Raw genomic sequence first — 26,440 nt, 5'->3', positions numbered from 1 at the left:
TTGTGTGTGAAGACATAAAAAAAGCATCCGTTAAGATGCTTTTTTAGATGTGTGATTAAATCATAAAGAATACGATTGCGATGAAATGTGATATTGAAGCTGCATTAATGAATAAATGCCAAATAAAGTGATAGTATTTTTTATCTTTTTGTAGATAGAAATATGTACCCACGGAATAAAAGACACCACCCAGCACAATTAAGCCAATAAACATAGCGCTTGTATTTTGGATGAGTTGCGGAATTAATAATACCGCTGCCCAGCCCATTACAAGATAAATTGCAACTGATAATTTAGGCATTGAGCGTTTTGCAACAGTTTTCTGCAATATCCCAATTAAAACCATTAGCCATTGAATTACAACGACTGTGACGCCAAGCCATCCATCAATGACGGTTAATGCAATTGGTGTATAAGTCCCAGCAATAGCTACAAAAATAAAGCTGTGATCCAGTATTCTAAATATATATTTATGTTTAGTATCATTCGCCATTGAATGGTAAAGTGTCGAGCCCATAAACATTAAAAATAAAGAAATAATAAATATCGCATCGCCAATGACTAAGAGCCATCCACCTTGCTGAAATGCCCGTACTGATACATATGGGAAAACCAAAAGCAGCAAGCCAGCCATCACACCATGTGATACAGCATTCGCAACTTCTTCACCAAATGTGAGTCGCTTATAATCTTTCATCGAACGATCCATTGTTTTAGTTGTCATAGTGTCATCTCCGTTCTTTAAAAGTGTACCATAAATCCTAAATGTTTGTATATCAAAGTATGCAGAAAGATTATGAAGCCTGTATGAACATATTCTCCATTAAGAAACTTGTATAATCAAGATACACTCTATATAATTAAAGTAATCGCTTAGGGGGTAATTATGAAAAATTCACACAAAAAAAACCTTAAAAAAAGCCTGAAAATATTTTTAGCGCTGACCATTATGGTATCAATGGGATCTTGGTCTTTATTTGCACTTGATGGTCCAAGTGATGAAGACAAAGGGACGGTTGAAAAAGATAATGCAATTGAGCCCCCGGTCCAAAGCCAAGATGCACTCGAGAATTCTATGCTCGAAGTAATTGAATTGGAACCAATGGCTCTTGAAGAACCGAAGGAAGCATGGGGTGGTGATACCGAAGGGGTCGAAGGCGCAATGCAAGCTCGGGTTGCATCAACATACGCGAAATCGGGGTTTATTCAGTTCAATCTAGCCATTGATAAAAATATCAATCTCTATGATACTGCAACGGATTCAAGCCCGTATCGCTACTTGTCTGGACACGTTGCATACTCAGGCGTTGTGCCATTTTATGATGCGACAGACGACCGTTATAAAATAACAATTAGTGGCATCGAAGGATGGGTTCCTAAATCTGCCTTCAAAGAGTTTAAAGTATCGGAAGCTAAAGGAGCCAACTATTACTCTGTTCGTAATGGGAATTTATACAATAATATCAGTATGGGTGCTGCAACTAGCAACTATGGTACAATTCTCAACGGACCTGCGCCATCTTATCTAAAGGAAGATGTACGTTACTTCTCAGCAGATGGTCACTACTTCTACACTAATGTTAATGATTTGATTTTGGATTATCGCTCTGGAGGGAACTACAGCGCAGTTAACAAATCAACGCCATTCTATAATTACTACCAGTTTTTATCATTCCGTTCAGAATCATCGATAACTGCGGATCAACTCAATGCATTTCTTAGAGATCGTAAAGGATTCACGAGTGCACCTACAAACTGGGATTCAATGACAAGTACTCAATCTAAATTATATGGATCAGAATCTGCGTTCGTTGACTTGGGTCGAAAATACGGAACAAACCCACTGATGAACTTTGGAGTATCAATTAATGAGACTGGTTGGGGCCGCAGTTGGCTTGCCGTAGATCGTAATAATGTATTTGGACATAATGCAACAGATAGTAGTCCTTGGTTAGCAAACAGCTACGATAGTGTGCCCACAGCCGTTGATATTCACTACACAATGTTCTTAAACTGGTTATATATGGATTTCGGTGAATCAAGTTTCTACTACGGTGGGTATCTTGGAGATAAACAAACCGGTATTAACGTCAAATACTCAAGTGATCCTTTCTGGGGGCAAAAAGCAGCTGCATTCTCCTATGAAATAGATCGTAACTATGGAAACCAAGATTATGGTCGATACTCAATCGGAGAATCAACGGCACAAGTTGTTCCTATTCGAAAAGAGCCAAGCACAGGCTCACAACAAGTTATGAAAACAGAAATCGTTGGGCAAAAAGTCATGATTCTAGATACAGTCCAAGGAGAAAGTGTGAACGGAAATGCGACATGGTACAAGATTGCTGCAGATTCGTTACTCAATAGTGATCGCGATCGGTTAGCATGGATAACAGGTGGTGCAAACCGTACTGCAACCTATGACCGTAGTAATAACTACCTCTACATTCACTCAAGCAATGTACGCAAAGTATTTGATGGTAAAGGATCGCCAGTTACACCTGAACCGGAATTTCCAAGAGGGGATATAAATGGCGACGGAAAAGTTTCGGTTGTTGATTTTGCGATGATGAAGAGTCACCTTGAAGGTGTTCGGACTCTAACAGGAGATCAATTAAAGCGAGCTGACCTAAATAATGATGGAAAAGTAACTGTCATTGACTTTGCAATGCTTAAAAGTCATTTGGAAGGCATACGACCACTTTAGGAGGAGATTTTTATGAAGAATTTTAAAAAAATAATGGCACTTTCTTTAGTGTTTTTAATGATGTCTGTGTTACCAATATTTGCACTTTCCGGATCTGCGTACGTAAGTGGACCTGGGTCAGTGAATGTGGGGCAATCAATCACTGTAAGTGTAACGGTCAATGCTGATGTAGATGCATCATTTGATCTTGTTGTTAGCGCAAGCGGAGCTGCAAGCGGTTCTACAAATTGGGCACCAGGATCACGAGGAGAAAGTAGAAGTTTTACTTTCCCAACACATGCAGCAGGGACTGCTACTATTTCTGTATCGGGTGAAGGTGCTGACTGGGTCAATTTTAATACCTTCTCTGTTTCGGGAGGAACCTCAGTTAATGTGGTTAACCCAAACACTGGTGGCGGAAACACTGGGGGTGGAAACACTGGTGGTGGAAACACTGGTGGTGGAAACACTGGTGGTGGAAACACAGGTGGCGGAAACACAGGTGGATCATCAAACAATGGTGGTTCATCAATTCCAGATGAAGATAAAACACCAGAACAGCTAGCTGAAGAAAAAGCTGCGGAAGAAGCAAAAGCAAAAGAAGATGCGCAAAAGAATCCATTGATTAGTTCATTCAACATCATTTCTAATAATGAAAAGAAATTTGGTGAGACGCTAAGCGATATTCCAACAGCAGTTGATACATGGGAATATGAATATAAGTTACCGAAACGAATTGATAGTGTACTTTTAGACGTTAAGAGTGTCAGTGAAACAACGACGCTTACATTTGATAAAGAACAAAAATTTGCGGAAGGTGAAAAAACTAAAGAAGTTGTGATTCGTGCGGTTGATGGCGAAATCACTCAAGAGTATAAATTAAAGCTGACACTCGACGATAGCGAACCTGTTAAAGTCAATGTTGGCGATAAGACTGCTACACTCTATGATGATGAAGCACTTGATAAATTGATGACAGAGTATGGGTTTACAAGAGAAGTAATCGATCAAAATGGAACGGCATCATTTGCATATCAGAAAGATGCGATGAAACTACAACTCTTAACCGATGAAAAGCAAAATGCACAATGGCTAGCATTGGATAAAACAAATGCTGCGAAAACTGTAGTGTATCCGGTACTTCAAGATGAAGGAAAAATGTATATCTTGACGGCTCCAAATCCAGAAATGGCGAAGCAAACGTATGGTGGCGTCGCAGTGACCCCAACGGATTTAGATTTCAAAAAATTCGAAGGTGTTGACAGCTCGTTGAAATTTGAAAAACAAGTGTCGGTTTGGAATTTAGAAGGTGAATCAGGCATGATCGTGAACGGTATGCAAACTACGGACTCTGAACCACGACTTTACCATATCGATAACACACAAAAACTAACACCTGCATTCGTTGCATTTGATGTAGCGTCATCAAAAACGACAAAAGTTTGGGCAATTACCGCAACAGTTGTGGCAGTTGCACTTGCAGCAGGATTTGGTGCTTATTTATACGTAAATCGCGCACCCAAAAAACGTAAAGATGTAAACATTTAAAAATAGAAACTCGAGTGAAAATCTCGAGTTTTTTTATGCGAAAATTATCGGAAGATACGCTATCGGTGGCCAAATATGGTAGAATAATACAAGAGGTGCGTGCATGAATAAAATTATCAAATCATTTCTTAAATCACTGCTTTTAGTAGCACTCGCAATCCTATTATTTTGGATAGGATATGTAGGCTTCATTGGTGGTCCTGCGCGTGCATATGAACGCGAAGATCGACTAATGGTAGAAGCAATGATGGAATCTAAAGGATTTACAGAAGCAACAATTATTGATCGATTTTCATATGACGAAGTGTATTACATAACAGAAATAAATGACGATAGTGGAAATTTCATTTTTTGGTTTAACAAAGATCTAACAAAGACAGGACAACATGATGTTGTGACTACAGAGCCAGTCCATGCGCTCGCAACCAATTTTGGAATGCGTCCCGAGGATGTATCCTTCGGAGTCTATCAAGATAAACTTGTATATGTGCTCAAAAATAAACACTTTGAAAAATTTGTAGATATAGAATCGCACAATGTTGTATATGATCGAGGGAGTGGTGTTTAAAAATGTGGTGGAATAAATCATACATCAATCGAAGAGATTGGATATTAGAAAATATGAGTACACTAAAAGTAACACCGAACCAGGTGGTAGTGCTACTCTTAATTGATTTCTTGAATGAACAAAATATTGCCATATCGCTTGAAGTACTTGCCGAACAATCAGGGATGAGTGTCCAAGCAGTAGATGAAGTAATGCATGACTTAATGCGTCAGAAAATGCTTGCAATCAAAGTCGAAAATGAGTCCATTCGTTTTATCATGGATGGATTATTTCAAGATGGCGTTGCCTATGAATACGTCAATCAGTCTATCTTTGAAGTGTTTGAGAGCGAATTTGGAAGGCTTTTATCACAACCAGAATTAGTGATGCTGAACAATTGGATGAAACAGTATACTGAAGCAGATATTCTTGATGCCTTGCGTAATGCCATGGTATATAAGAAAGTATCGATGAACTATATAAATACAATTTTGGCAAATAAACAAAAAGAAAAGCAAGGGTAGATCATGGATGTAAATATGATACTGGATATTCTCGAGGCTGAATTTCCAGAAAAGCAAGGAGAATTGGATTATAAGAATCCATTCGAACTTTTGATTGCTGTAGCTTTATCGGCGCAAACAACCGATGCTGCTGTAAATAAAGTAACGCCGGGTCTGTTTGAAAGATACCCAACCCCACAAGCACTTGCTAAAGCAAATCCAGAGGATGTGGAAGCATTAATATCCAAAATAGGGTTGTATCGAAATAAAACCAAATTTATTATTGCGTGTTCACAAATGCTTGTGGAAGATTTTAATGGAGAAGTGCCACAAAATCGTAAAGCGTTAATGACACTTCCGGGCGTTGGACGTAAAACGGCAAACGTTGTTTTATCGGAAGGGTTTGGATTGCCCGCAATTGCAGTTGATACACATATTGAAAGAGTTGCCAAGCGATTGAAACTTGCGAAGCCGGATGATTCGGTTCTTAAAGTCGAAGAAAAACTGATGCGTAAGATTCCACGTGAACGATGGGCACGAGCGCATTTACTATTACTACTCTTCGGAAGGTATTACTCAACAGCACGCAATCACCAAGATGCATTTGAGATTCTTGAAGCGTTAAAGGAGAAACATAACTTATGAAACAATTAAATCTGAACACAATTGGTCAATGGGCAAGTGGAATCGTTGATGGAAACGGAGCGGTCGACGGGATTAACGTAGATACACGTTTTGTTAAAGAAGGAGACTTATTTGTCTGTTTACGAGGCGAACGCGTTGATGGCCATACATTTGCACAGACTGCAATCGATAATGGTGCAACTGCATTGCTTGTCGACCATAAAATAGACACGCTTGATGTTCCGCAAATTATTGTTGAGGATACACTTGTTGCGCTTCAAAAAATTGCAAAGGGATATCGCAATACATTAAGTGCATACTTTATTGGAATTACAGGAAGTAATGGAAAAACGTCAACAAAAGATATTCTTTTCAGTATCCTTGCACCACTAGGAAAAACAATAGCAACTTATAAGAACCAAAATACAGAAATAGGAACTTATCTCAATCTATTCCGTATGGATGAAGACACACAATATGGTATCTTTGAAATGGGACTGGACTTTCCCAATGATGTTGCGGTTATGACAGAAATTGTGAGACCGCATGCCGCAATGGTTACAAGTTTAGCACCAACGCATATCGTAAATTTTGATGATATTCATCATATTGCCCGTGAAAAGTTTGCAATTTTCAATCATGTTCAAGACAAAGGTATGGCATTCTACCAAGGTGATTTTCTAGAGTACCGCCAACTAGATCAGGGATTCCATACATTTGGTTATAATGCTGATAATGAATTCATTGTAGATAACGTGATTGCTGATTCAACGGGAATTTCTTTTACTGTTAATCAAGAGGCGTATACTTGCAATCTGCTAGGTGGACACCAAGCAAGTAACTGTGCAGGTGTGATTGCTATGTTAAGCAAGATCGGAATTAGCAAAGAAGCAATCCAACATGGGTTAAATAATGTCGCATTAACGTCACTACGAACAGAACTTGTGAACCATGCAGCATCATTGGTGCTTCTGGATGCGTACAAGTCAAATCCAATCAGTGCAATCTATGCGCTAGAACTTCTAAATAATTATGCGTATTCGGGTGATCGTATTGCTGTTTTAAGTGATATGGTAGAATTAGGCGATGACAGTATTAAGTATCATGAAGAAGTACTTGAGTACATTAACACACTCAATCTACAACACGTATTCCTATTGGGACCGGATTTCAAAGCAGCATTAAACAATGTAACACTGAATACACCGTACACGACATTTGAAACATTTGACACACTTTACAATACGGTTGCACCGCAATTCGATAAAGAGCAAATGATTCTAATCAAAGGATCACGATTCTATGCGCTAGAACGCTTAATGAAAGAGGCATAATATGAAAAAACAAGTAGCAGTAATTTTTGGATCACCCAATGCAGAACACGATATTTCTGTTGCATCTGCAGCATCAGCAATTGAGCATTTCCCTCATGATTTGTATGATTTAATTCCAATCTTTATTAGTAAAGAAGGTCGTTGGTTTACAGGCGATTACTCATTAGAAATGCTTCAGACAAATAAACTTGAAGGGCATCATGAATTACTCTTACAATTCAACCCAGAACGTCCTGGTTTTGTTTTCAAAGAGTCAAATGTAGTTTTACCGATTGATGCAGCATTCCTTATGCTTCATGGACGAATGGGTGAAGGTGGAGAAATTCAAGGATTGTTGAATATTGCGAGAATTCCATATGCTGGATGTGAGGTATTATCGTCAGCATTATGCATGGATAAAGCGTATACCCATATGATTGCTGAATTGAATGATATTCCTATGGCAGATTATCGTTTACTTCTCAAAGGAGAGGCCTATGATATTTCAGACATTGAGTATCCTGTTATCGTAAAACCAAGCCGTGAAGGATCGTCTTTTGGCGTGACATTAGCCAAAGATGAAGCTGCACTACATGCAGCATTGGAATTTGCATTTAGCTTTGATTCACGTGTACTTATTGAAGAATACATTAAGGGTACAGAATGTGGTATGGGAATTTTAAAAACTAAAAAAGACTATATTGTGAGTGATGTGGACCAGGTTAACGTCGCAGGTGAAGTATTTGATTTCCAAGAGAAATATCATCCTCATGCAACTGAAACGTTACCAGTTTCAACATTCCCAGAGTCGGTACGCAAACAAATTCAAGCGTATGGTGAAAGAGTATTCGAATTATTAGATTGCAAAACATTTGCGCGTATTGATTTCTTTGTGACAGAGGATCATAAAATTTTCTTCAACGAAATTAATACAATACCTGGATTTACGGCGAATTCACGTTATCCAAAAATGATGGACCGTCAAGGTGTCAACTATACATCATTAATTGCTAAAATGGTGGAAGACGTTTTATGATTGAAAGCGTAACAGTTTATGTCGATGAAGCGGCAGTTGTACACAATACCAAGCTTTTACGTAAAACATTGAATCCGAATACGAAGATAATTTCTGTAATTAAGGCAAATGGATATGGCCTTGGAATGGTGCAGTTAGCGTTGTTAAGTGAAAAGATGAATATCGATATCCTTGCAGTCTTAGACGTCGCACAAGCGATTGAATTGCGTGAGGGTGGCGTAACGGCACCAATTCTCTTAATGGGTGCGACATTAGTTTCGAATTTTGAACTACTAATCAAGTATGATCTAATACAAGTGCTCATTGACTATGATTATGCCCAGAAGTTAAGTGACTTTGGTTTGGAGCATGATGAAGTTGTAAAAACACATCTCAAAGTGAATACAGGATTAAACCGTCTTGGGATGCGTGATTACGACGAAATTGAAGCTACTTACAATTTACCTGGAATTGAAGTCCAAGGAATCTACAGTCATTTTGTAGAAGCGCAAGCCTACGAAGTTGATGCTGTTGAGTTTTCAAAAGCACAGATCAGTGAATTCAAAAGTGTTCTTAAACGACTTGAAGAGCAAGGAATTAACCCTGGATTAACTCATATGCAAAACAGCCCATCGGTACTTCATTTTGGAGATTTGGGGTTTGATGCAGTTCGATGCGGAATGGTAATGTTTGGCTTGTTCCATCCATCTCAGAAGGCCTATGCAGATCAAGAAGGGTACAAAGATGTCGTCCGTCTTGAAAGTCGCATTGCGATGATTCGTAATATCCGTAAAGGTGAATTTGTTGGTTACGGTCGCTCATTTTACGCTGATCGCGATATCCGACTTGCAACAATTTCTGCCGGATACTGTGATGGCGTCATGAAACAATTATCATTAAATGGTGGTGGTGTGTACATCAATGGCACATGGTGCCCAATCTTAGGTGATATTGCGATGTCTCAATTTATGGTTGATGTTACACATGTTGCCTGTGAACCAGAAGATGTAGTCATGATTTTTGGTGGACCACAGCAAACAATCTATGACTATATAGCGATTACGAGACAATCAATTAATGAATTAGTGAGTCATCTTCGCTATAACATTCCGCGTGTTTATGAAAATAAAATATTTGACTAAAGAGTATGAAACATACTCTTTTTTTTAGATGAGTCAATAAAAAAAGCACCAACATAGTAAGTTGGTGCTTTTGTTTGTTATTCAAGAACAAGAGTTACTGGGTTTTTTCCAACGACGGATGTTCGAATAGATTGTGTGGTTGTACCGTTGACGGTATAACCAATAATGCGTTTCTTATCTTGACCGGATGCATTCACAATGTTCAAATACTGAGAATTTGGATCATTGAGCAATGTCTCTACGGTAATGCCGGACTCGAATTGATTATCGCTAACATCAACTTTTAAGGTCAATGCCGCAAGTTCTTTCGAAGTATACTGTTTACCTGCAACATTTGGTGAGACGCTTATTACTTCACCATATGCCATATCGTTTCGTACGACAAAGTTTGGTTGCAGTGTTACTCCTTTTGGTTCAGCCCAACCACGCATGATGCCATAAGACTGGCCAACAAAGTTCGGGAAGGCTTCGCTAGGAATTTGAGAAGCGTCTACCGGCTTACAAATTTGATTTGATTTCCGTGATGTTGCTTTTTCAAATGTGTAGTATGAGCAAACTTCAAGTTGTTTTGTTCCTGGCGGAACAGAAGCAGCAACGGTGAAGGTATTTGATTCACTCATTTGCTCTGCAATAGGATTTCCGTCTGCTCGGATTTCTGTTTTGTATCTGACTGCACCATAAATCCAGGATTCATCGAAGACACGTTTTCCAGTAACACTACCACCGTGTGGGTGAGGCATTACTAAGCTTGCATCCGCTTCTTTGAGTTTTGAAGCATCAGGGTAAGCTGTCATATCAATATTGAATGTGAATTGCTGTCCAATAGATGTTGCCGTAAATGTAGCGTCTGAAAGTGGACTTAGATCCTGAGGTTTTGCTTCAGCAAGTTTTGCGAAGTCTTTCAGAATGTATCCGGTTGAAATTAGGTCTTTATTCATATCAGGTAATGGTGACTGATATGGGAAAGGTCCTTTAATATGTGTAATCTGAGTTACATCAGAAGGCATTGATACATCTGTTGGAACTCCGAATGAATCTTCAAGTAAGGACAGAATGTAACTGTTTAGTTTTCCAGGTACATTACGCTCTTGCTCTGATGGTGAGAAATAAGGTTGACTAATCTGTCCGCGATCAGCAGATGGGAATCCAACCCACGTTGAGATTGAGAAATCCCCGGTAGCGGTCATCATGAGACGTGATTCTTGTGCCGCTTTAGGGTAACCAAGTTCATCCGCCATAATCGGGTCATATTGGTTAGTTCCTGTTTTACCGTAAACTGGGTAGTTTCTGCGTGTTACGTTTGTATAGTCTGTACTTCCACTGTCGATAACATATTTCATGTTTCGGGTTGCCATGTATGCAGCTCCAGGTTGGATAACCTGTGTTGGAGTGTATTCTGGCACGTATGGTGCACTACCATCTTCAAATTCGATGCGAACGACAGTATGTGGTTTGATATATTTTCCATCATTGTAAAGCATAGCATTTGCAGCGGCCATTTCAGCAGGTGTTGCATAGAGAGGGTCATTACCCATCGCAACTCCCCAACCAAAGCCGTTGTTTGTTTCATCAATCGTTAATCCGATATTTGTGAAGTATTGGCGGTATGCGTCGTAACCGATTTTGTCGGCGACGGTCATAAATGTTTTAACAGCCGGAACGTTACGTGAATCGGAGATAGCACGGTCTAATGTGATTTCTCCTTCGTAGCGGTTGTCGTAGTTTGTAACAACAAATCCACCACCAGTATCGTATGGATCATCGGTAATGATGTGGTCCGTTGACCAACCTAAGTAGTTGTATGCTGGCGCATAACTGACAACAGGTTTCAATGTAGAAGCAGGACGAACACGAGCGTACTTAGTATTCGTTGCACGGTTTGTGATTCGTTGACCGTTATAATCATAACCACCAACAGTTCCGACAATCTCACCAGTTTTATTGTTGACGACTGCGGATCCAACTTGGATACCAGAATCTTCGTCAAATGTTAATTCATCAATTTCGCGAGCTTGAACGCGGTCAAGACCAGCTTGGACATCAAGGTCAAGTGCTGTATAAACTTTCATTGGCACTTTTCCAGGATCTTTTCCTGTTAATTCAATAACCTCTTCGACAACAGCGTCAGCGTAGGATTGATAAGGGTGTGCATTTCCTTGTTGCGCTTTACGTTCGACCAATAAGTCCTCGACACGGACAGCAGATGCAATTGCATGCTCTTCGTCACTAATATAACCATGTTGAAGCATTAAATCGAGAACTTGTTGTGTTCGTTCGTTCGCTTTTTGAATGTTCATATATGGAGAATAAGCATAAGGAGCATTGATAACACCAGCCATCATTGCGGCTTCAACTGTGTTTAACTCACTTGCTGATTTTCCAAAATATGCTTTGGAACTGTTTTCGATACCAACGGTATTGTTTCCAACTCCAAAATCAATTTGGTTGAGATACAGTTCTAAGATAAGTTTTTTACTTAGGACACCACCACCATCAATTTTTTGTGATAGGTAGATTTCCTGAATTTTACGGCTAATACCAGAGCTTCCGACATCAGGGCCTTTGACATCTTCACCATCTGAACCATCAGACATAAACTCTGTTTGTTTAATTAATTGCATCGTGAAGGTTGATCCACCTTCTGAGAAGTCTAACTTCCCACTCGTTACAGTTTTCTTTAAGTTATTGAGTGCTGCACGTGTGAAACGCGGAACATCAAACCCGTTGTGGGTAAAGAAACGAGAATCTTCGATTGCAATAAAGGCATCAATAACAGAATTGGAGAGGTCATCATAACCAATGTTGTCTCGCAATTTGTATCCTGTTTCAAAGAAGGATTGGTCATTGGATGCGTAGAATGTTGAACTCGATGTTGGGATGAAATCCTCATGAGCCAGTGGTGTTGTTTTATTAATCTGAATTCCGGCATAAATACCGACAGTTGCAACACCGAGAACACCAAGTGATGTTAAAACGATTAATACCCAAGCGGTAATGCGTTGTGCTTTAAGTTTACCGGCTACGGGTTCTTTTCTTTTTTTCTTTTTCATTGGACCTTTTGATTGTTTCTTTTTTGAATTATCAGCTGAAGGCGCTGTGTTTCCATCTGAAACACGTCGGAATTCAACTGTTTTCTCATTGTTATCACTCATAAGATACTCCTTTTTGGTAGACCTCTGCGATTACAGGGATGTAATTGCAAGGTATTTGGTAGGACGCGGTCACACTATGACCGTGTTGTTTGATCCATTTATATGGAATTGAACGTTGCGTTGTATCCTTTATAAATGGCAGTAAGTCTTTGGCAAAGATCAGGTAAGTTTCGTCATACTCGCTAAAACGTATAATTAAGAAGGCAATTGCACCTTGTCGATGAACCGCAGTCAAATGGTCAATTTGATGCTGGTGCAGCGCTGCAAGTGGAAAAACAGTTTTGTTCCGTGTTTCTTTAGCCTCGAAATCTAAAGCATAGCTGTTCCAAACCCCTTGGTAATCAGTGGTCGAAGCCTGTCTAAAATATGCTTCGGTTATTTTAGCTTTATTTCGCGAAGGATAGTCAACATTAACAATCTGGATCGGAGTCGGCTTTTTATGGACCACCGCAATCTCTCGAATGAGATACTGTTCATTGGTTCTGTTGAGGTCTTCTTCTAAACTCATACCACGCCGGCTAGTAACACCAGAAGTGGTTGTTCTTTGGTAGACTTTTTTGCTACCAGGATAATTTATCATAGAATCACCATAGTTATTATACTATAATTCCATATTTTTACATACTTTTGAAATGTGGGAAGTTACGGAAGGGGGAAGTACGCCTGTAAAATATGAAAGATTTGTGTATTTTCATGAAATTGCGGTAAAGAAAACTGCGGGAAACGAAATGCACGCAATCGTGCTTGAAGTCATAGACCCTTTTTGAGATAATACTTGTGAGGTGAATACGATGACACAGAAACTAACACAAGATATGATTTTAAACAAAGAATTCCATGTCGATTTCAAAGGATACAGTGCGCTTGAAGTTGATCAATTTTTAGATGATGTTTTAAATGATTATGCAATGTTTGAAACACTTCTTAAAGAACAACACGAGCGTTTAATGAAATATGAAGAATCATTAGCGCAGCAACGTAAGATGTTACTAGAGTATGAAGGCAAATCACGCGCACAAGGCGACATAACTCCAAACCAATACAGTCACGTTGATGTTCTAAAAAGAATTTCAAAATTAGAGGCTGCAGTCTTCGAAAACCAAGATAAATAGTGTATAATACTCACGTACATGAAAGATAATCGCTGCATTCGTTAGAATGTAGAGGAAAGTCCATGCTCGCACAGTCTGCGATGACTGTAGTGTTTGTGTCTGATGAAACCATAAGTCAGAGCATAGAGGCATCTATGACGGCAGATCAATATCCTAAGGCTTCGGCTATGGATGGCGACTTGAAAGTGCCACAGTGACGGAGTCTATTGTGAAAACAGTAGAGTGGAACGCGGTAAACCCCATAAGCGAGAAACCCAAAATTGGTAGGGGAACTCTAACATACAAATTGAAGTATCACGGAGACGTCTTCGGACGTAGATAAATGATTATCGTAACAGAACATGGCTTAATGATTGTATATGCATTAAAGGAGCGTAAGCTCCTTTTTTTATCCATGTGAACGCATTGTAAAAGTTTGTTTAGATTGTTATAATCGGTATGTATGAAAACAAATAAGTAAAAATATAAGGAAGGTGGGTTAAAGTTGGAAAGAATCGGATCCATTTTAAAAGAAAAACGAATTGAAAAAGGATTGTCACTTGAAGATATGAGTAAAACGACAAAACTTTCGACAATTCAATTGGAAGCGATTGAAGAGGGAAACATTCAGTTTTTTAAAGAAGACCTCTCATACCTCAGCTATTTTGTTCGTTATTATGCAAATGCCTTAGGGGTTAGCTATGATGAACTGCGTGGTGAATTGGATGATACCATTCATGCGTATACTGATTCCATTACGGTATCACAAATACAAAAACAAGATGAAATTACAACGAATATAAGAAATAAAGTGAACCCGAATGCAAACGTTAAAGTGCACCGGGCTAAAAAATCACGACGATTTGATTTTGGTACGGTCGGTCTTGTTGTACTTGGGGTTGCAATTGTAACCTTGTTTGGTTATTTAGCAATCACATATGTTGTACCGATGTTCGGAAGTTCCGATCCCATCGAAAAACCTGTAATTACTGTTCCTAAAGTCGAAGAGGAAGAGAAACCTGCAGAAGGCAGTGGTAATACTGGAACTGAAACAACTCCAGAAACCAAGCCAAATACAACGGTGACTGTCAATCGTACATCCCCAACAGAATATACAATTGCGGGCTGGGAACAAGGGAAAGATGTCACCCTTGATTTCACATTCAACGCAACGTCTTGGATGCAGTTTGAAGAAGATGGCAAGATTATGACAAGCCCAGCAAGTGGAACATACCCACAAGGCCAGACGGCAAAAGTTACCGTTAAACCAAGTAAGAACAAAAAAATTGAAGTCCAATACGGAGCATTCAAAGGAAATACAATCAAGGTTAATGGCGTAGATTTGGAAATTGATCCAAGCATCGCGCCTGCAGATGTCGTGTTGTTAACCTTTACGTTTATTGAAGGAGCAACGCAATCATGAATTTAGCAAATAAATTGACTGTTTTTAGAATTATTTTAATACCGATTATTTTACTCATTGAACTTTTCCCATATAGCCAATTTGGAATTAGTATTCCATACTATACAATTGATCACGTTTCAATTTCACTCAAAAGTATCATAGTCCTCATTGTCTTTATTGTAGCGTCACTTACCGACTTTGTAGACGGTTATTTAGCGCGAAGCCGTAACATGGTGACAACATTTGGAAAATTCTTAGACCCAATTGCAGACAAGTTATTGGTGAATACATTGTTCATTCTATTTGCATACCAAGGAGTTGTTCCTGTTGTTGCAGTTATTGTAATGATTTGGCGTGATACTATCGTGGATGCAGTCCGGATGTTATTATCTCAAAAAGGTATGGTAATGGCAGCTGGGTATTTAGGTAAAGTAAAAACTGTAGCGCAGATGCTTGCAATTATTTTTGTTTTACTCAACAACTTACCATTTGAATTGTTTGGAGTACCGTTCTCATCCATACTTGTATGGTTTGCAACAATCATGTCACTACTCAGTGGTGCATCCTATGTAATTCAAGCACGTTCATATTTAACAGAATCAATGTAGGATTTCAAAGTAAACTCGTGTATTTAAACTAGAGGAGATCACCATGGAAAATGATAAAAGAGATAAGATTTTAGACGAAACACTGAAACAAATTGAAAAACAATTTGGTAAAGGATCCATCATGAAACTCGGCGAACGTAGTGCCGTTGATATTGATGCAATCAGTTCGGGTTCCTTAGCATTAGATGCTGCACTCGGAATTGGTGGTTATCCGAAAGGCCGTATTATTGAAATTTATGGTCCTGAATCAAGTGGTAAGACAACGCTGGCACTTCATGCAATTGCAGAAGTCCAGAAGACCGGTGGGAAAGCTGCATTTATTGATGCCGAGAATGCCATTGATCCTGTTTATGCACAAAATTTAGGCGTAAATATTGATGAGTTAATCCTATCTCAACCGGATTCGGGTGAGCAAGGGTTAGAAATCGTGGATGTGTTAGTACGTAGTGGTGCCGTTGATCTTATTGTTGTGGATAGTGTTGCTGCTCTAGTTCCTCAAGCTGAGCTTGATGGTGAAATGTCAGATGCACATGTTGGTTTACAAGCACGGATGATGTCAAAAGCGATGCGTAAACTTGCAGGTGGTATGAACCGTGGAAACTGTACAGCGATTTTCATTAACCAATTACGTGAAAAAGTGGGAGTTATGTTTGGAAGTCCCGAAACAACACCAGGTGGTCGCGCGCTTAAGTTTTACTCATCGGTCCGCTTAGATATTCGTCGATCTGAACAAATTAAGCAAGGTACAGATATCGTTGGGAATAAAGCGAACATTAAAGTTGTAAAAAACAAGGTAGCACCGCCATTTAAAGCGGTACAAGTTGAAATCATTTATGGTAAGGGTATTAGTTATACTGGTGAAGTTATTGATTTAGGTGTTGAACACAACATTATCAATAAAAGCGGATCATGGTATTCTTATAATGACCAAAAAATTGGACAAGGTCGTGAAGCAGTACGTACATACCTTGACGATAATCCAGAAATTAAAAAAGAGGTTGGAGCCTTGGTTCGCGATAAAGTGTTGCCACCAAAAGAACAATCTACTGAAAAAGAGTCATAGACTCTTTTTTTTGTTTCATCGTAAGCAAGATTATAGAGAGTGTACCTTCGGAGTTTAAATTTCGGGCCCATAAGTGAATTCATGTTGAACGTAAAAATCGGAAAATGATACGGTTTTCATTGTGGTGAAGATGGAAACTGTAAAAGACGAGGCAATTCAGTATGGGTGGTTTGATTTCTAGTTGTGAAACGCTCCAAAATAAAGTATTATATATATGTTAGTTATCTAACAATTTAATTATTTTAAAGAAGGTAGGGGCAAATAATGGACAATGTAACATTATTCTCCATCATTACCGGTTTGATTGTATTTGTTGTTATGGGGATTGCGATGGTCGTCATCAACAAATTAGGAATTAGTCGCTCTAAAAAAGAAGCGAATTCAATTATCAATGACGCAAAAGAAAGAGCAGAAACATTAACTCGTCAAGCACATTTAGAAGCGAAAACGAATGCCTATGAAGTTAAATTAAATGCTGAACGAGAAGCGCAAAAATTACGACAAGAATTACAAGAATTTGAAAGTCGTCTCGAACGCCGTGACGAAAATTTAAATATGCGCGACAAGAATATTGTCACTCGTGATAATGAGCTACTTGATATGAAACGCGATTTAGAATCTAAATCTGCCAAATTGGACAAGATGGAAGAAGCATTAAATGAACGTACGGAAGTACAACTTAGAGAGCTTGAGCGCGTCGCATCGATGCCTGCTTCAGAAGCTAAAACAGAATTATTTGAAATTGTAGAAAAACAAATGGAACATGAAGTATTGTCATATATCCGTGATCAAGAGGAGGAAGCTCGTTCACGAGCTGATGACATCGCACGTAATATTATATCTCTTGCTATTTCACGCTATGCACAAGAAGAAACAACACAACGTACTTCTACAACAATTACATTACCAAACGAAGAAATGAAAGGCCGTATTATAGGTCGTGAAGGTCGAAATATTCGTGCCTTTGAAAACGCTACAGGTGTTGATTTATTGATTGATGATACACCGGAAGTTATTACATTATCATGTTTTGATCCAATTCGCCGTGAAGTTGCGCGAATGGCTCTTGAAACATTACTCAGTGATGGTCGTATTCAACCAGGACGCATTGAAGAAGCGGTTGATAAAGCACGAAAAGAACTGAATACAATTATTTCAAAAACAGGTCAAGATACACTCTTTGAACTTGGTATTAGTAAAATGGATAAAGAAATTGTGAATGTCTTAGGACGTCTCAAATACCGTTATTCATATGGTCAAAACGCACTTGCACATAGTATTGAGGTTGCTAATTTAGCCGGCATGATGGCGGCGGAGTTAGGGCTTAACCAAAAACTTGCGAAACGTGCTGGATTACTCCATGACATCGGGAAAGGTCTCGATTTTGAAATGGAAGGATCCCACGTTGAGCTTGGTGTAAGACTTGCGAAGAAATATAACGAACACCCAATCGTTGTGAATGCAATTGCATCTCACCACGGTGATGTTGATGCAACGAGCGCAATCTCTGTTCTTGTAGCAGCTGCTGACACATTAAGTGCAGCACGACCAGGAGCACGATTCGAATCATTTGAAAGTTATATTCAACGACTCGAAGATCTTGAAGCAATTGCTTCAACGCATGAAGGTGTTCAACGTTCGTTCGCAATTCAAGCAGGTCGTGAACTTCGTGTACTTGTAGTACCAGAAGAAGTTGATGATCTTGGAACAGTTAAGATGGCACGCGAAATTCGCGAGTCAATCGAAGAGAATCTAACATACCCAGGACAAATTAAAGTAACGGTTATTCGCGAACTCCGTGCCTTGGAGCTTGCAAAATAATGCGTATCTTGTTTGTTGGAGATATTGTAGGAGCAAGTGGTCGACAAATTGTTGTTGACCACTTACCTATGTTAAAACAGCAATACGACATTGATTTCACAATCGCGAATGGTGAAAACAGTGCACATGGTAAGGGGATTACAAAGAAAATTTATAATCAACTCATCAATGCAGGTATTGAATGTATTACAATGGGAAATCATACGTTTGCGAAACGTGAAATCTTTGATGATTATGAGTCCTGTCCAGAACTGCTGGTTCCTGCGAATATAGATCCGGTTGATTTTGGAAACTACTACAAAGTATATACAGTAAAAGAAAAACGCATTTGTGTTGTTAATCTCTATGGAGAAGCATTCATGAATCGTGTTGGTGGAAGTCCGTATCCTTTTATGGACGATGTTCTTGAAAATGTTAAAGCTGATTATTATTTTGTTGATTTTCATGCAGAGTCAACAAGTGAAAAGATGCTTTTTGCAAATGTATATAGTGAAGACATCAACGCTTGTGTTGGGACTCACACGCATGTTCAAACTGCCGATGAACGTTTAATTGGCCGTGTGGCATATATAACCGACGTCGGTATGTGTGGCGCTCGTGATAGCATTATTGGTCGTGATGTTGAAGAACTCTACCACAATGTTATCTTGGGTGAAAAAACCCGTTATACTGTCGCAAGCGGCGATTCGTTCTTGAATGCGGTGGTCATTGATATCGACGATACCACCATGGAATCAAAATCAATTCAACGCATTGCCATTTAAGCATCTTCGGATGCTTTTTTTATTGGTGTTCGATGGTAAATTACGTATAATAAGAAAAACGGAGGAATACTCATGCAATATAATCAACGATTCACACTAAATCCTGGAGACACCATTGGATTCTTCTCACCATCTTCGCCAATCACAGCAACCGTTCCAACGCGTTATGAAACTGCAAAGCAGTATTTGGGTTCTAAGGGGTTTAAAATCAAAGAAGGTAAATTGACAGGAAAACAGGATTTCTACCGCTCTGGAACGATACAAGAGCGTGTAGCTGAATTTAATGCGCTTTTAAGAGATCCAGAAGTTCGCTGTATAATGTCAACGATTGGCGGTTTTAACTCCAACGCCATGCTTCCATATATTGACTACGACGCCTTTCGCGCTGATCCGAAGATAGTTATTGGGTATTCCGATGTCACTGCCATACTATTTGCATTGTATGCACAAACGGGAATTCCTACATTTTACGGTCCAGCAGTCGTTCCCTCTTTTGGCGAGGTAGAGCCATTTAAGGGACTAACATATCATTATTTTGAGCAGGTGTTGATGCATAGTGAATTACCCATTGCGTTGGTTAAACCCGAAGTGTGGACCGATGAGCGAAAGCCCTGGCACCTTCCTTATAATCAAAAAACAGAAAACAGTAATGCATGGACGATTATTAATCCAGGGAGTGCCCGTGGACGTCTTATAGCTGGAAATCTGAATACGATGCAAGGGATTTTTGGAACTCAATATATGCCAGAGATTAAACATGGTGATATATTGTTGATTGAGGATTCTATGAAAGATGCCATGACCGTAGAACGTTCATTTGCGTTATTGAAAAACGCTGGTGTATTTGAGCGTATTGGTGGTTTAATGTACGGAAAACATGAACTGTTCGATGATCAAGGAACGGGACGGAAGCCAATTGATATCCTTTGTGAAGTCATCGGAGACATTCCCAATATTCCGATAATTGATGGTGTTGACTGTAGTCATACGCATCCCATGTTTACACTCCCGATTGGTGCTGTAGTAGAAATTGATACTGAAAAAGAAATCCTTGAAATCATATCTTATTAAGATAAAAAAAATAAAATACCCGTTCATGTCGGGTATTTTTTAATGAACTTAAGCTGTTAGTAGTGTATAATAGAAATAACGAATTCACACTTAATACATAAGAATGTTTAAAAAGGAGATTTTTTTTATGGACAAAATTAAATTCCTCGCACTAGGAGGACTTGACGAAGAAGGAAAAAACCTAAATATCGTTGAGATAAATGACGACATGTATATTGTCGATGCAGGATTGAAATATCCAAAAAGTGATCAATTAGGAGTCGAAGAAGTAATTCCTGATTTATCCTATATCAAAAAGAATAAGAACCGTGTTCGTGCTATTTTCATTACGCACGGTCATGATGATGTGGTCGGTGCATTACCATACTTACTAAAAGAAGTGAAAGCACCAGTATATACAACCCCATTGGTTGCGAATATCATTGAAGACGATTTACGCGCACGTAAAGTTAAAAACGTAAAGATTTTCAGAATTAAACGTGATAGCAAATTTAAAGTTGGAAGCCGTCAAATGATTTCATTTGGTGTTACCCATTCAATTCCAGATTCATTTGGATTAGCCATTGCTTCTGATCAAGGGTATATTGTGTTTGCAAGTGAATTCATTATCGACTTCAATATTCAAAATAAAGGATTTACAACTGAGCTTGCGAATATCTCAGATATTGGGAAAAAAGGCGTTTTCTTACTTGCTGCCGAATCTGGATATGCAAAACATGAAGGATTTACATCCCCACATCACCGTACGAGTCGACGTTTAGAACGCGTATTTGAAAATACCGATAACCGTATCATTGTAACGTTGTATGAACAAAATATTTTCCGTTTCATTGAAACAATCGAAATGGCTCAAAAATTTGGCCGTAAAGTGTTTATTTACGGAGATGCGCAAAGACGCTTGATTACACATATCGAAAAACTAAATTACTATAAAATGCCAGAAAATATTGAAATTGATGCTAAAGAATTCGACAATACTGACGAAAATGTTGTGATTATCGTGTCAGATGTCGGCCCAAATGTATTCCGTAAAATGGCGAAAATCGCGATGGGCGAAGATTTAAAAATTGAAGTCCGTGATACAGACAGTGTCATTGTTGCGTCACCAGAAATTCCTGGAACCGAACAAGAAGCAGGGTTGATGATTAATGAACTCTACAAAGATGGCGTTCAAGTCACAACAATGAGTTACAAAGAAGTTCTTGCGATGCATGCATCCGTTGAAGATATCAAAATGATGATTTCATTATTGAAACCGAAATATTTTGTACCTGTAAAAGGGGAATATCAACACTTAGTTGCGAACGCAAGTATTGCGGTAGAAATGGGCATCAGCGCTGGAAACATTGTGATTCTTGATAATGGTCAAGTAGCTACTTTTGAAGAAGGTCGTTTAAAATCAACTAAAGAAGTAATCAAACTTGAAGATGTTCTCATTGATGGTAAAGACCATTTAGATACATCAGGGCTTGTTCTTCGCGATCGTCAAATTCTTGCGACCGATGGAACAATCATTGTAGGTGTTGTCATCAACAATAAAACTAAAGAAGTTCTTGGAGGTCCAGACATTCAATCACGCGGTGTTATCTACCTTAAAGATGCAGACAATGTGATGAGTGAAGTTGGAACAATTCTTGAAAATACCATTGCCAAATTTAAAGAGGAACGACGTTATACCAATGTCGATGCTCGTAACGAAGCGCGTGATTTAATCGCAAAGTATATCTTTAAGCAAACTGGAAAACGACCAATGATTCTTCCAGTTATTATTGAAATCAACGTTTAAAAAGGAGGACCATTGTGGCGGCTAAGAAAAAAAGAAAAACAAAAGCAAGTATAGCGAGACAAAATGAATTGATTCGCTTTCTCGTATCAATCGCGACAATCGGATTCTCGGTTATCGGATATTTCCGATATGGAATAGTTGGTGAAATCATCGATAACACGATGCGCGTCGTCGTAGGACAATATACGTTCCCATACTACATTCTCATTACTGGAATTGCATTCGTTGCGATGGTGAAACCCAAACAGTTTTCCCGATCCATAAGCTTTTGGTTAGGGATTAGTTTACTAATGGTATCTTTGATATTAACCGTATCACTATCCTTCAATCAAGATTTGGTTGGCTGGCCAATAATCGTGGACTACTTTACGAGTGTTCCGAAGATTTTTATGAATTATAATCAACCTGCATATGGTGGGATTATTGGTGCTATCTTATATGGTGGTTTGTCATTTCTTGTTGCGCGGGAAGGTGTCATTGTAATTATCTTTGTCTTTTCAATCTCTGCGTTAGCGTTACTCTTTTCACCGCAACAAATTGTGGATACGGCAAGCAAAGGGACAGAAAAAACAAGTTCATTCTTTGGACGTCGTAAAGAAAAACGAGAAGCGAAGCAACTTGAAAAAGAAGCTGAAAAAGCCGCAACCGTTGAAGATATGATCGCGAAGAATTATGATGAACCAGATGTTCGAGCTGGTTTCATGTCGTTAGAAGATGCTTCAAGCCAACAACCGAGTCAACATACTGGAAGTTCATTGTTTGTAACGTTAGATGATGACATGCAACACGAACCGATAGGTAATGAAGATTCTGTAAAGGTATTAGATACGCCTACTTCAGAGACACGTGAAATTGTCGATTCTGTAACATTACCGTCTTCTGATGCAACCACGTTACGTGAAAATGTCAAAAATGATAGCGATCAAAGACCCTTAAGCTATGATAATTATCGATTACCGCCGGTCACGTTGCTAGAAACGGCGAAAGCTAACAATCGCTCTAACGCAAATGCAACAAGCGCTAAGAATAAAGCTGACCGCTTAATCAATGTTCTGAAACAGTTTGGCATTGAAGCGACGCTTATCGATATTCATATCGGACCCGCAGTTACAAAATTTGAACTCAAACCAGACAGCAACGTAAAAATATCGAAGATTTCATCAATCCAAGATAATTTGATGATGGAACTCGCGGTCAAAACCTTACGCATTGAAGCGCCAATCCCTGGAAAAAGTGCAGTTGGAATTGAAATTCCAAATGTTGAAATGATTCCAGTGAAAATGAAGGAAGTTATTAACCAATCGCCTAATTTTGCGGATAAAGACAACATCAACGTCGCACTCGGAAAAGATTTAATGGGGAAACCGATTACTGTTGCCTTGAATAAAATGCCGCACCTTTTGGTTGCTGGAGCAACGGGTAGTGGTAAGTCAGTATGTATGAATTCCATTATTACTTCAATAATTCTTAATAAAAAACCTGACGAACTTAAGTTGCTGTTAGTGGACCCTAAAAAAGTAGAATTTACACCCTACATGGATATCCCACATTTAATTGGTCCGGTTATATCAGACCCAATGCAAGCATCGATGGCTTTAAAGGTTATCGTTGATGAAATGGAAGAGCGTTATGATACATTCTCTAAAGTGGGTGTCCGGAATATTGGATCTTACAACGAAAAGGTAAAATTACACCCCGAAGAAAATCGACCATTCATGCCTTGGATTGTTGTTATTATCGATGAGTTAGCAGATTTAATGGCAGTTGCTGGAAAAGATGTTGAAACAAGTATTCAACGAATTACGCAACTTGCGCGTGCTGCGGGTATACATCTCATTGTTGCAACACAAAGACCATCGGTGGATGTTGTAACGGGAGTTATTAAAGCAAATATTCCGTCACGCATTGCCTTTGCGGTTTCAAGTTCGATTGATTCAAGAACTATTCTTGATACAGTCGGCGCTGAGAAATTATTAGGTTATGGGGATATGTTATACATTCCTATGGGCGAACCTAACCCAGTACGAGTTCAGGGTGTATATGTAAGTGATGATGAAGTACGTCGAATCGCTGAGAAAGCAAGCATGCAAGCAAAACCACAATATGACGATGCATTTATCCGTCTTGATGGTGTTGAAGGAAATAATGGATTTGTTCAATCAAATGAAGATCCATTGTATGAAGAAGCTTATGAATTTGTTGTTAAAGAACAACGGGCTTCAACATCCTTGCTACAGCGTCGCTTTAAAGTAGGTTATAACCGTGCAGCAAACCTTATTGATGCCCTTGAACAAAATGGTATCATTGGCCCTGCAAATGGAAGTAAGCCACGCGATGTTTACAAACAAGCGTCTATAGAAACAGAATAACTCACCAAATAGGTGAGTTATTTTTTGTATATGTAAAAAAACTGACCGTAGTCAGTTTGATTTTATTTTAAGAATGATTGAATTGTAGCGAGAACTTCGTCACGATCAAGTTTAATCGCTTCGTCTTTATTACGCTCTTTAAATTCAACTTGATTGTTTTCAACATCACGACCAATCGTAATTCGTAATGGGATACCAATTAATTCCATGTCATTAAATTTGACACCAGGACGTTGGTTGCGATCATCAAGAAGAACCTCAATTCCTGCTTGTGTTAACTCGTTGTAAAGGTCAGTTGCATAAGCCATATGTTCATCACTCTTGCTATTGATGACAACAATTGAGACATGATATGGTGCTAAATTGATTGGCCAAATGATTCCGTTATCGTCATGACTTTGTTCAACGATAGCTGCTAAAGTACGACCCAGTCCGATTCCATATGAACCCATATATACGTCTTGAAGTTTATTGTTTTGATCAAGATATTCTAGATTCATTGCTTTTGAGTACTTAGTTCCTAATTTAAAAGTATTTCCAACTTCAATTCCTTTTGAAAAGGTAAGAACACCAGTACCATCAGGGTTTGGATCGCCTTCTTTAACATTAGATACGTCAACAATATGTGTTGCTTCGAAATCTGAGTGATTAGCATTGATGAAGTGGAAGTCATTTTCGTTAGCTCCGACAGTGAAGTTACGTAAGCCTTCAATTTCTTTATCAACAATAATATCAATATCGAGACCGATAGGACCTGCAAATCCAACATTAGCATTTGTAATACGTTGGACATTTTCAAAATCAGCAAGTTCAACTTCAGTTGCACCATAGATTTTGGAGAGCTTTGTTTCGTTTACATCACGGTCCCCTAAAACGCAAACAGCGACGAATTTATCGTCAAGACGGTAAATAAGTGTTTTAACGAATGTTTTGACATCTTGATTTAAAAATGCTGATACTTCTTCGATTGTTTTTGCATTGGGTGTGTGCACTTTTTCAAGAGATTTTAAATCATCGGTACTTACGATGCGTGATACGTTCTCAGCAACTTCTAAGTTGCTTGCAAATCCTGTATCTTCACCAAGGACTAGGATATCTTCTCCAATTTCAGTAACTGCTTGGAACTCCTCTGAGAGAAGACCGCCCATAATTCCAGTATCCGCACGTACAATACGATAATCTAAGCCAACACGATCAAAAATACGTTTATAAGCTTCAAACATTGCATCGTAAGAATCGTTTGCGTCTTCCAATGTTGCATCGAATGTATAGGCATCTTTCATCACAAATTCACGAACACGAATGAGTCCAAAACGAGGACGGGCTTCATCACGGAATTTAGTTTGGAATTGGTATAAACTAAAAGGCATATCTTTGTATGATTTAATTTTCATCTGTGCTGCTTGAGCAAAGAGTTCTTCATGTGTTGGTCCTAAAACGAACGGTTTTTGGTAGCGATCTTTCAATGTAAACATGCTTGAACCAATGATATCACGACGTCCTGAAGCAATATAGACATCTTCCGGGATAAGGGTTGGCATGGTCATTTCCATGGCATCAATGCCATTCATTTCTTCACGAATGATAGTTTCAATTTTATCTTTTACACGAAGTCCTAGCGGCATATACATATACACACCTGATGAGCTTTTTTTGATAAAGCCGGCACGTACAAGTAGGTTACCACTTGTTGAATCTTCGTCTTTTACATCCTCGCGTAGGGTGTAAAAGAAACTTTTACTTAATTTCATAGTTCACCTCGAATTGTTTCTTTTATAGTATAGCATGAAACGTATTCCTATCCTATATTAAAAGTGCTATTTAAGTGCGTTTAGGCCGATAATAATGTGTATTGTACACAACAATTAGTAGTAGGATATCAGGTGGATAGCGGTTACAAATCTTGTGGTTTGGTCAAATTGTGATATAATA

At 38.8% G+C, this 26,440-nt stretch carries 21 protein-coding genes and 1 other RNA gene; 18 read left to right on the top strand and 4 right to left on the bottom strand.

Annotated features, from left to right (window positions below):
* Nucleotides 1–55: 55 nt before the first annotated feature.
* Entirely contained in the window at nucleotides 56–724 is a 669-nt protein-coding gene (locus tag G7061_RS07255) for a hemolysin III family protein (protein ID WP_236262234.1), read from the bottom strand.
* 162 nt (nucleotides 725–886) lie between these two features.
* Here G7061_RS07255 and G7061_RS07250 point away from each other — a divergent pair, with 162 nt between their 5' ends.
* The 8 genes from G7061_RS07250 (at nucleotide 887) to alr (ending at nucleotide 9,378) form a co-directional block, all read left to right on the top strand.
* A complete protein-coding gene (locus G7061_RS07250; protein WP_166120176.1) occupies nucleotides 887–2,707 on the top strand; it encodes a dockerin type I domain-containing protein in 1,821 nt (606 codons plus the stop codon).
* 12 nt (nucleotides 2,708–2,719) lie between these two features.
* Nucleotides 2,720–4,234, top strand: coding sequence for a hypothetical protein (locus tag G7061_RS07245; protein ID WP_166117938.1), 1,515 nt, complete (start codon nucleotides 2,720–2,722; stop codon nucleotides 4,232–4,234).
* A 103-nt stretch (nucleotides 4,235–4,337) separates the two neighbouring features.
* On the top strand, nucleotides 4,338–4,802 hold the full coding sequence (locus G7061_RS07240) for a transporter (protein ID WP_159641603.1): 465 nt from the start codon (nucleotides 4,338–4,340) through the stop codon (nucleotides 4,800–4,802).
* Between the two features lie 53 nt (nucleotides 4,803–4,855).
* Nucleotides 4,856–5,305: a DnaD domain-containing protein gene (locus G7061_RS07235; protein ID WP_236261711.1), complete on the top strand. Its 450-nt coding sequence runs from the start codon at nucleotides 4,856–4,858 to the stop codon at nucleotides 5,303–5,305.
* Between the two features lie 3 nt (nucleotides 5,306–5,308).
* Nucleotides 5,309–5,929, top strand: a complete 621-nt coding sequence (gene nth, locus G7061_RS07230; protein WP_159641604.1) for an endonuclease III — start codon at nucleotides 5,309–5,311, stop codon at nucleotides 5,927–5,929.
* Nucleotides 5,926–7,242, top strand: a complete 1,317-nt coding sequence (murF, locus tag G7061_RS07225; protein ID WP_166120173.1) for a UDP-N-acetylmuramoyl-tripeptide--D-alanyl-D-alanine ligase — start codon at nucleotides 5,926–5,928, stop codon at nucleotides 7,240–7,242. The genes nth and murF overlap by 4 nt, the downstream gene beginning before the upstream one ends.
* A 1-nt stretch (nucleotide 7,243) precedes the next feature.
* Nucleotides 7,244–8,257, top strand: a complete 1,014-nt coding sequence (locus tag G7061_RS07220) for a D-alanine--D-alanine ligase family protein (protein ID WP_166120170.1) — start codon at nucleotides 7,244–7,246, stop codon at nucleotides 8,255–8,257.
* Nucleotides 8,254–9,378, top strand: a complete 1,125-nt coding sequence (gene alr, locus G7061_RS07215; protein WP_166120167.1) for an alanine racemase — start codon at nucleotides 8,254–8,256, stop codon at nucleotides 9,376–9,378. The genes G7061_RS07220 and alr overlap by 4 nt, the downstream gene beginning before the upstream one ends.
* A gap of 77 nt (nucleotides 9,379–9,455) precedes the next feature.
* Here alr and G7061_RS07210 read toward each other — a convergent pair whose 3' ends face one another.
* The gene (locus G7061_RS07210) at nucleotides 9,456–12,530 is read right to left on the bottom strand and encodes a transglycosylase domain-containing protein (protein WP_159641608.1); all 3,075 of its coding nucleotides are present in this window, start codon (nucleotides 12,528–12,530) and stop codon (nucleotides 9,456–9,458) included.
* Entirely contained in the window at nucleotides 12,523–13,110 is a 588-nt protein-coding gene (recU, locus tag G7061_RS07205) for a Holliday junction resolvase RecU (RefSeq protein ID WP_159639005.1), read from the bottom strand. The genes G7061_RS07210 and recU overlap by 8 nt, the downstream gene beginning before the upstream one ends.
* Nucleotides 13,111–13,321: 211 nt before the next feature.
* On the opposite strand from recU, the gene G7061_RS07200 reads away from it, so the two are divergent.
* The 10 genes from G7061_RS07200 (at nucleotide 13,322) to G7061_RS07155 (ending at nucleotide 24,508) form a co-directional block, all read left to right on the top strand.
* A complete protein-coding gene (locus G7061_RS07200; protein WP_159639007.1) occupies nucleotides 13,322–13,642 on the top strand; it encodes a DivIVA domain-containing protein in 321 nt (106 codons plus the stop codon).
* Between the two features lie 17 nt (nucleotides 13,643–13,659).
* Nucleotides 13,660–13,996: RNase P RNA component class B (rnpB, locus tag G7061_RS07195), an RNA gene on the top strand.
* 130 nt (nucleotides 13,997–14,126) lie between these two features.
* Entirely contained in the window at nucleotides 14,127–15,044 is a 918-nt protein-coding gene (locus G7061_RS07190) for a RodZ family helix-turn-helix domain-containing protein (RefSeq protein ID WP_159641609.1), read from the top strand.
* Nucleotides 15,041–15,634 (top strand): CDP-diacylglycerol--glycerol-3-phosphate 3-phosphatidyltransferase, encoded by a 594-nt coding sequence (pgsA, locus tag G7061_RS07185; RefSeq protein WP_159639011.1) that lies wholly within the window; start codon nucleotides 15,041–15,043, stop codon nucleotides 15,632–15,634. Before G7061_RS07190 ends, pgsA begins: the two co-directional genes overlap by 4 nt.
* 43 nt (nucleotides 15,635–15,677) lie before the next feature.
* Nucleotides 15,678–16,697, top strand: a complete 1,020-nt coding sequence (gene recA, locus G7061_RS07180; RefSeq protein ID WP_159639013.1) for a recombinase RecA — start codon at nucleotides 15,678–15,680, stop codon at nucleotides 16,695–16,697.
* 264 nt (nucleotides 16,698–16,961) lie between these two features.
* Nucleotides 16,962–18,518, top strand: a complete 1,557-nt coding sequence (gene rny / locus G7061_RS07175; RefSeq protein ID WP_159639015.1) for a ribonuclease Y — start codon at nucleotides 16,962–16,964, stop codon at nucleotides 18,516–18,518.
* Entirely contained in the window at nucleotides 18,518–19,282 is a 765-nt protein-coding gene (locus G7061_RS07170) for a TIGR00282 family metallophosphoesterase (protein WP_159641610.1), read from the top strand. Before rny ends, G7061_RS07170 begins: the two co-directional genes overlap by 1 nt.
* A gap of 72 nt (nucleotides 19,283–19,354) precedes the next feature.
* The gene (locus G7061_RS07165; RefSeq protein ID WP_166120164.1) at nucleotides 19,355–20,353 is read left to right on the top strand and encodes a S66 peptidase family protein; all 999 of its coding nucleotides are present in this window, start codon (nucleotides 19,355–19,357) and stop codon (nucleotides 20,351–20,353) included.
* A 127-nt stretch (nucleotides 20,354–20,480) separates the two neighbouring features.
* Entirely contained in the window at nucleotides 20,481–22,139 is a 1,659-nt protein-coding gene (locus G7061_RS07160; RefSeq protein WP_159641612.1) for a ribonuclease J, read from the top strand.
* Between the two features lie 14 nt (nucleotides 22,140–22,153).
* On the top strand, nucleotides 22,154–24,508 hold the full coding sequence (locus G7061_RS07155) for a DNA translocase FtsK (protein WP_166120160.1): 2,355 nt from the start codon (nucleotides 22,154–22,156) through the stop codon (nucleotides 24,506–24,508).
* A gap of 62 nt (nucleotides 24,509–24,570) precedes the next feature.
* Here the strand turns inward: G7061_RS07155 and G7061_RS07150 are convergent, their stop codons facing one another.
* Nucleotides 24,571–26,259, bottom strand: a complete 1,689-nt coding sequence (locus tag G7061_RS07150) for a proline--tRNA ligase (RefSeq protein ID WP_159641614.1) — start codon at nucleotides 26,257–26,259, stop codon at nucleotides 24,571–24,573.
* Nucleotides 26,260–26,440: the final 181 nt, after the last annotated feature.

This window comes from Erysipelothrix sp. HDW6B (genome assembly GCF_011301115.1).
GTDB classification, from domain to species: Bacteria; Bacillota_I; Bacilli_A; order Erysipelotrichales; family Erysipelotrichaceae; genus Erysipelothrix; species Erysipelothrix anatis.
Note: the sequence above shows the minus strand (reverse complement) of the source record. Positions and strands in the feature narration are given on the sequence as shown.

Bases quoted from the DNA above. Each gene is read 5' to 3' on its own strand.
- G7061_RS07255 (WP_236262234.1), bottom strand. From the start codon at position 724: ATGACAACTAAAACAATGGATCGTTCGATGAAAGATTATAAGCGACTC.
- G7061_RS07250 (WP_166120176.1), top strand. From the start codon at position 887: ATGAAAAATTCACACAAAAAAAACCTTAAAAAAAGCCTGAAAATATTT.
- G7061_RS07245 (WP_166117938.1), top strand. From the start codon at position 2,720: ATGAAGAATTTTAAAAAAATAATGGCACTTTCTTTAGTGTTTTTAATG.
- G7061_RS07240 (WP_159641603.1), top strand. From the start codon at position 4,338: ATGAATAAAATTATCAAATCATTTCTTAAATCACTGCTTTTAGTAGCA.
- G7061_RS07235 (WP_236261711.1), top strand. From the start codon at position 4,856: ATGAGTACACTAAAAGTAACACCGAACCAGGTGGTAGTGCTACTCTTA.
- nth (WP_159641604.1), top strand. From the start codon at position 5,309: ATGGATGTAAATATGATACTGGATATTCTCGAGGCTGAATTTCCAGAA.
- murF (WP_166120173.1), top strand. From the start codon at position 5,926: ATGAAACAATTAAATCTGAACACAATTGGTCAATGGGCAAGTGGAATC.
- G7061_RS07220 (WP_166120170.1), top strand. From the start codon at position 7,244: ATGAAAAAACAAGTAGCAGTAATTTTTGGATCACCCAATGCAGAACAC.
- alr (WP_166120167.1), top strand. From the start codon at position 8,254: ATGATTGAAAGCGTAACAGTTTATGTCGATGAAGCGGCAGTTGTACAC.
- G7061_RS07210 (WP_159641608.1), bottom strand. From the start codon at position 12,530: ATGAGTGATAACAATGAGAAAACAGTTGAATTCCGACGTGTTTCAGAT.
- recU (WP_159639005.1), bottom strand. From the start codon at position 13,110: ATGATAAATTATCCTGGTAGCAAAAAAGTCTACCAAAGAACAACCACT.
- G7061_RS07200 (WP_159639007.1), top strand. From the start codon at position 13,322: ATGACACAGAAACTAACACAAGATATGATTTTAAACAAAGAATTCCAT.
- pgsA (WP_159639011.1), top strand. From the start codon at position 15,041: ATGAATTTAGCAAATAAATTGACTGTTTTTAGAATTATTTTAATACCG.
- recA (WP_159639013.1), top strand. From the start codon at position 15,678: ATGGAAAATGATAAAAGAGATAAGATTTTAGACGAAACACTGAAACAA.
- rny (WP_159639015.1), top strand. From the start codon at position 16,962: ATGGACAATGTAACATTATTCTCCATCATTACCGGTTTGATTGTATTT.
- G7061_RS07170 (WP_159641610.1), top strand. From the start codon at position 18,518: ATGCGTATCTTGTTTGTTGGAGATATTGTAGGAGCAAGTGGTCGACAA.
- G7061_RS07165 (WP_166120164.1), top strand. From the start codon at position 19,355: ATGCAATATAATCAACGATTCACACTAAATCCTGGAGACACCATTGGA.
- G7061_RS07160 (WP_159641612.1), top strand. From the start codon at position 20,481: ATGGACAAAATTAAATTCCTCGCACTAGGAGGACTTGACGAAGAAGGA.
- G7061_RS07150 (WP_159641614.1), bottom strand. From the start codon at position 26,259: ATGAAATTAAGTAAAAGTTTCTTTTACACCCTACGCGAGGATGTAAAA.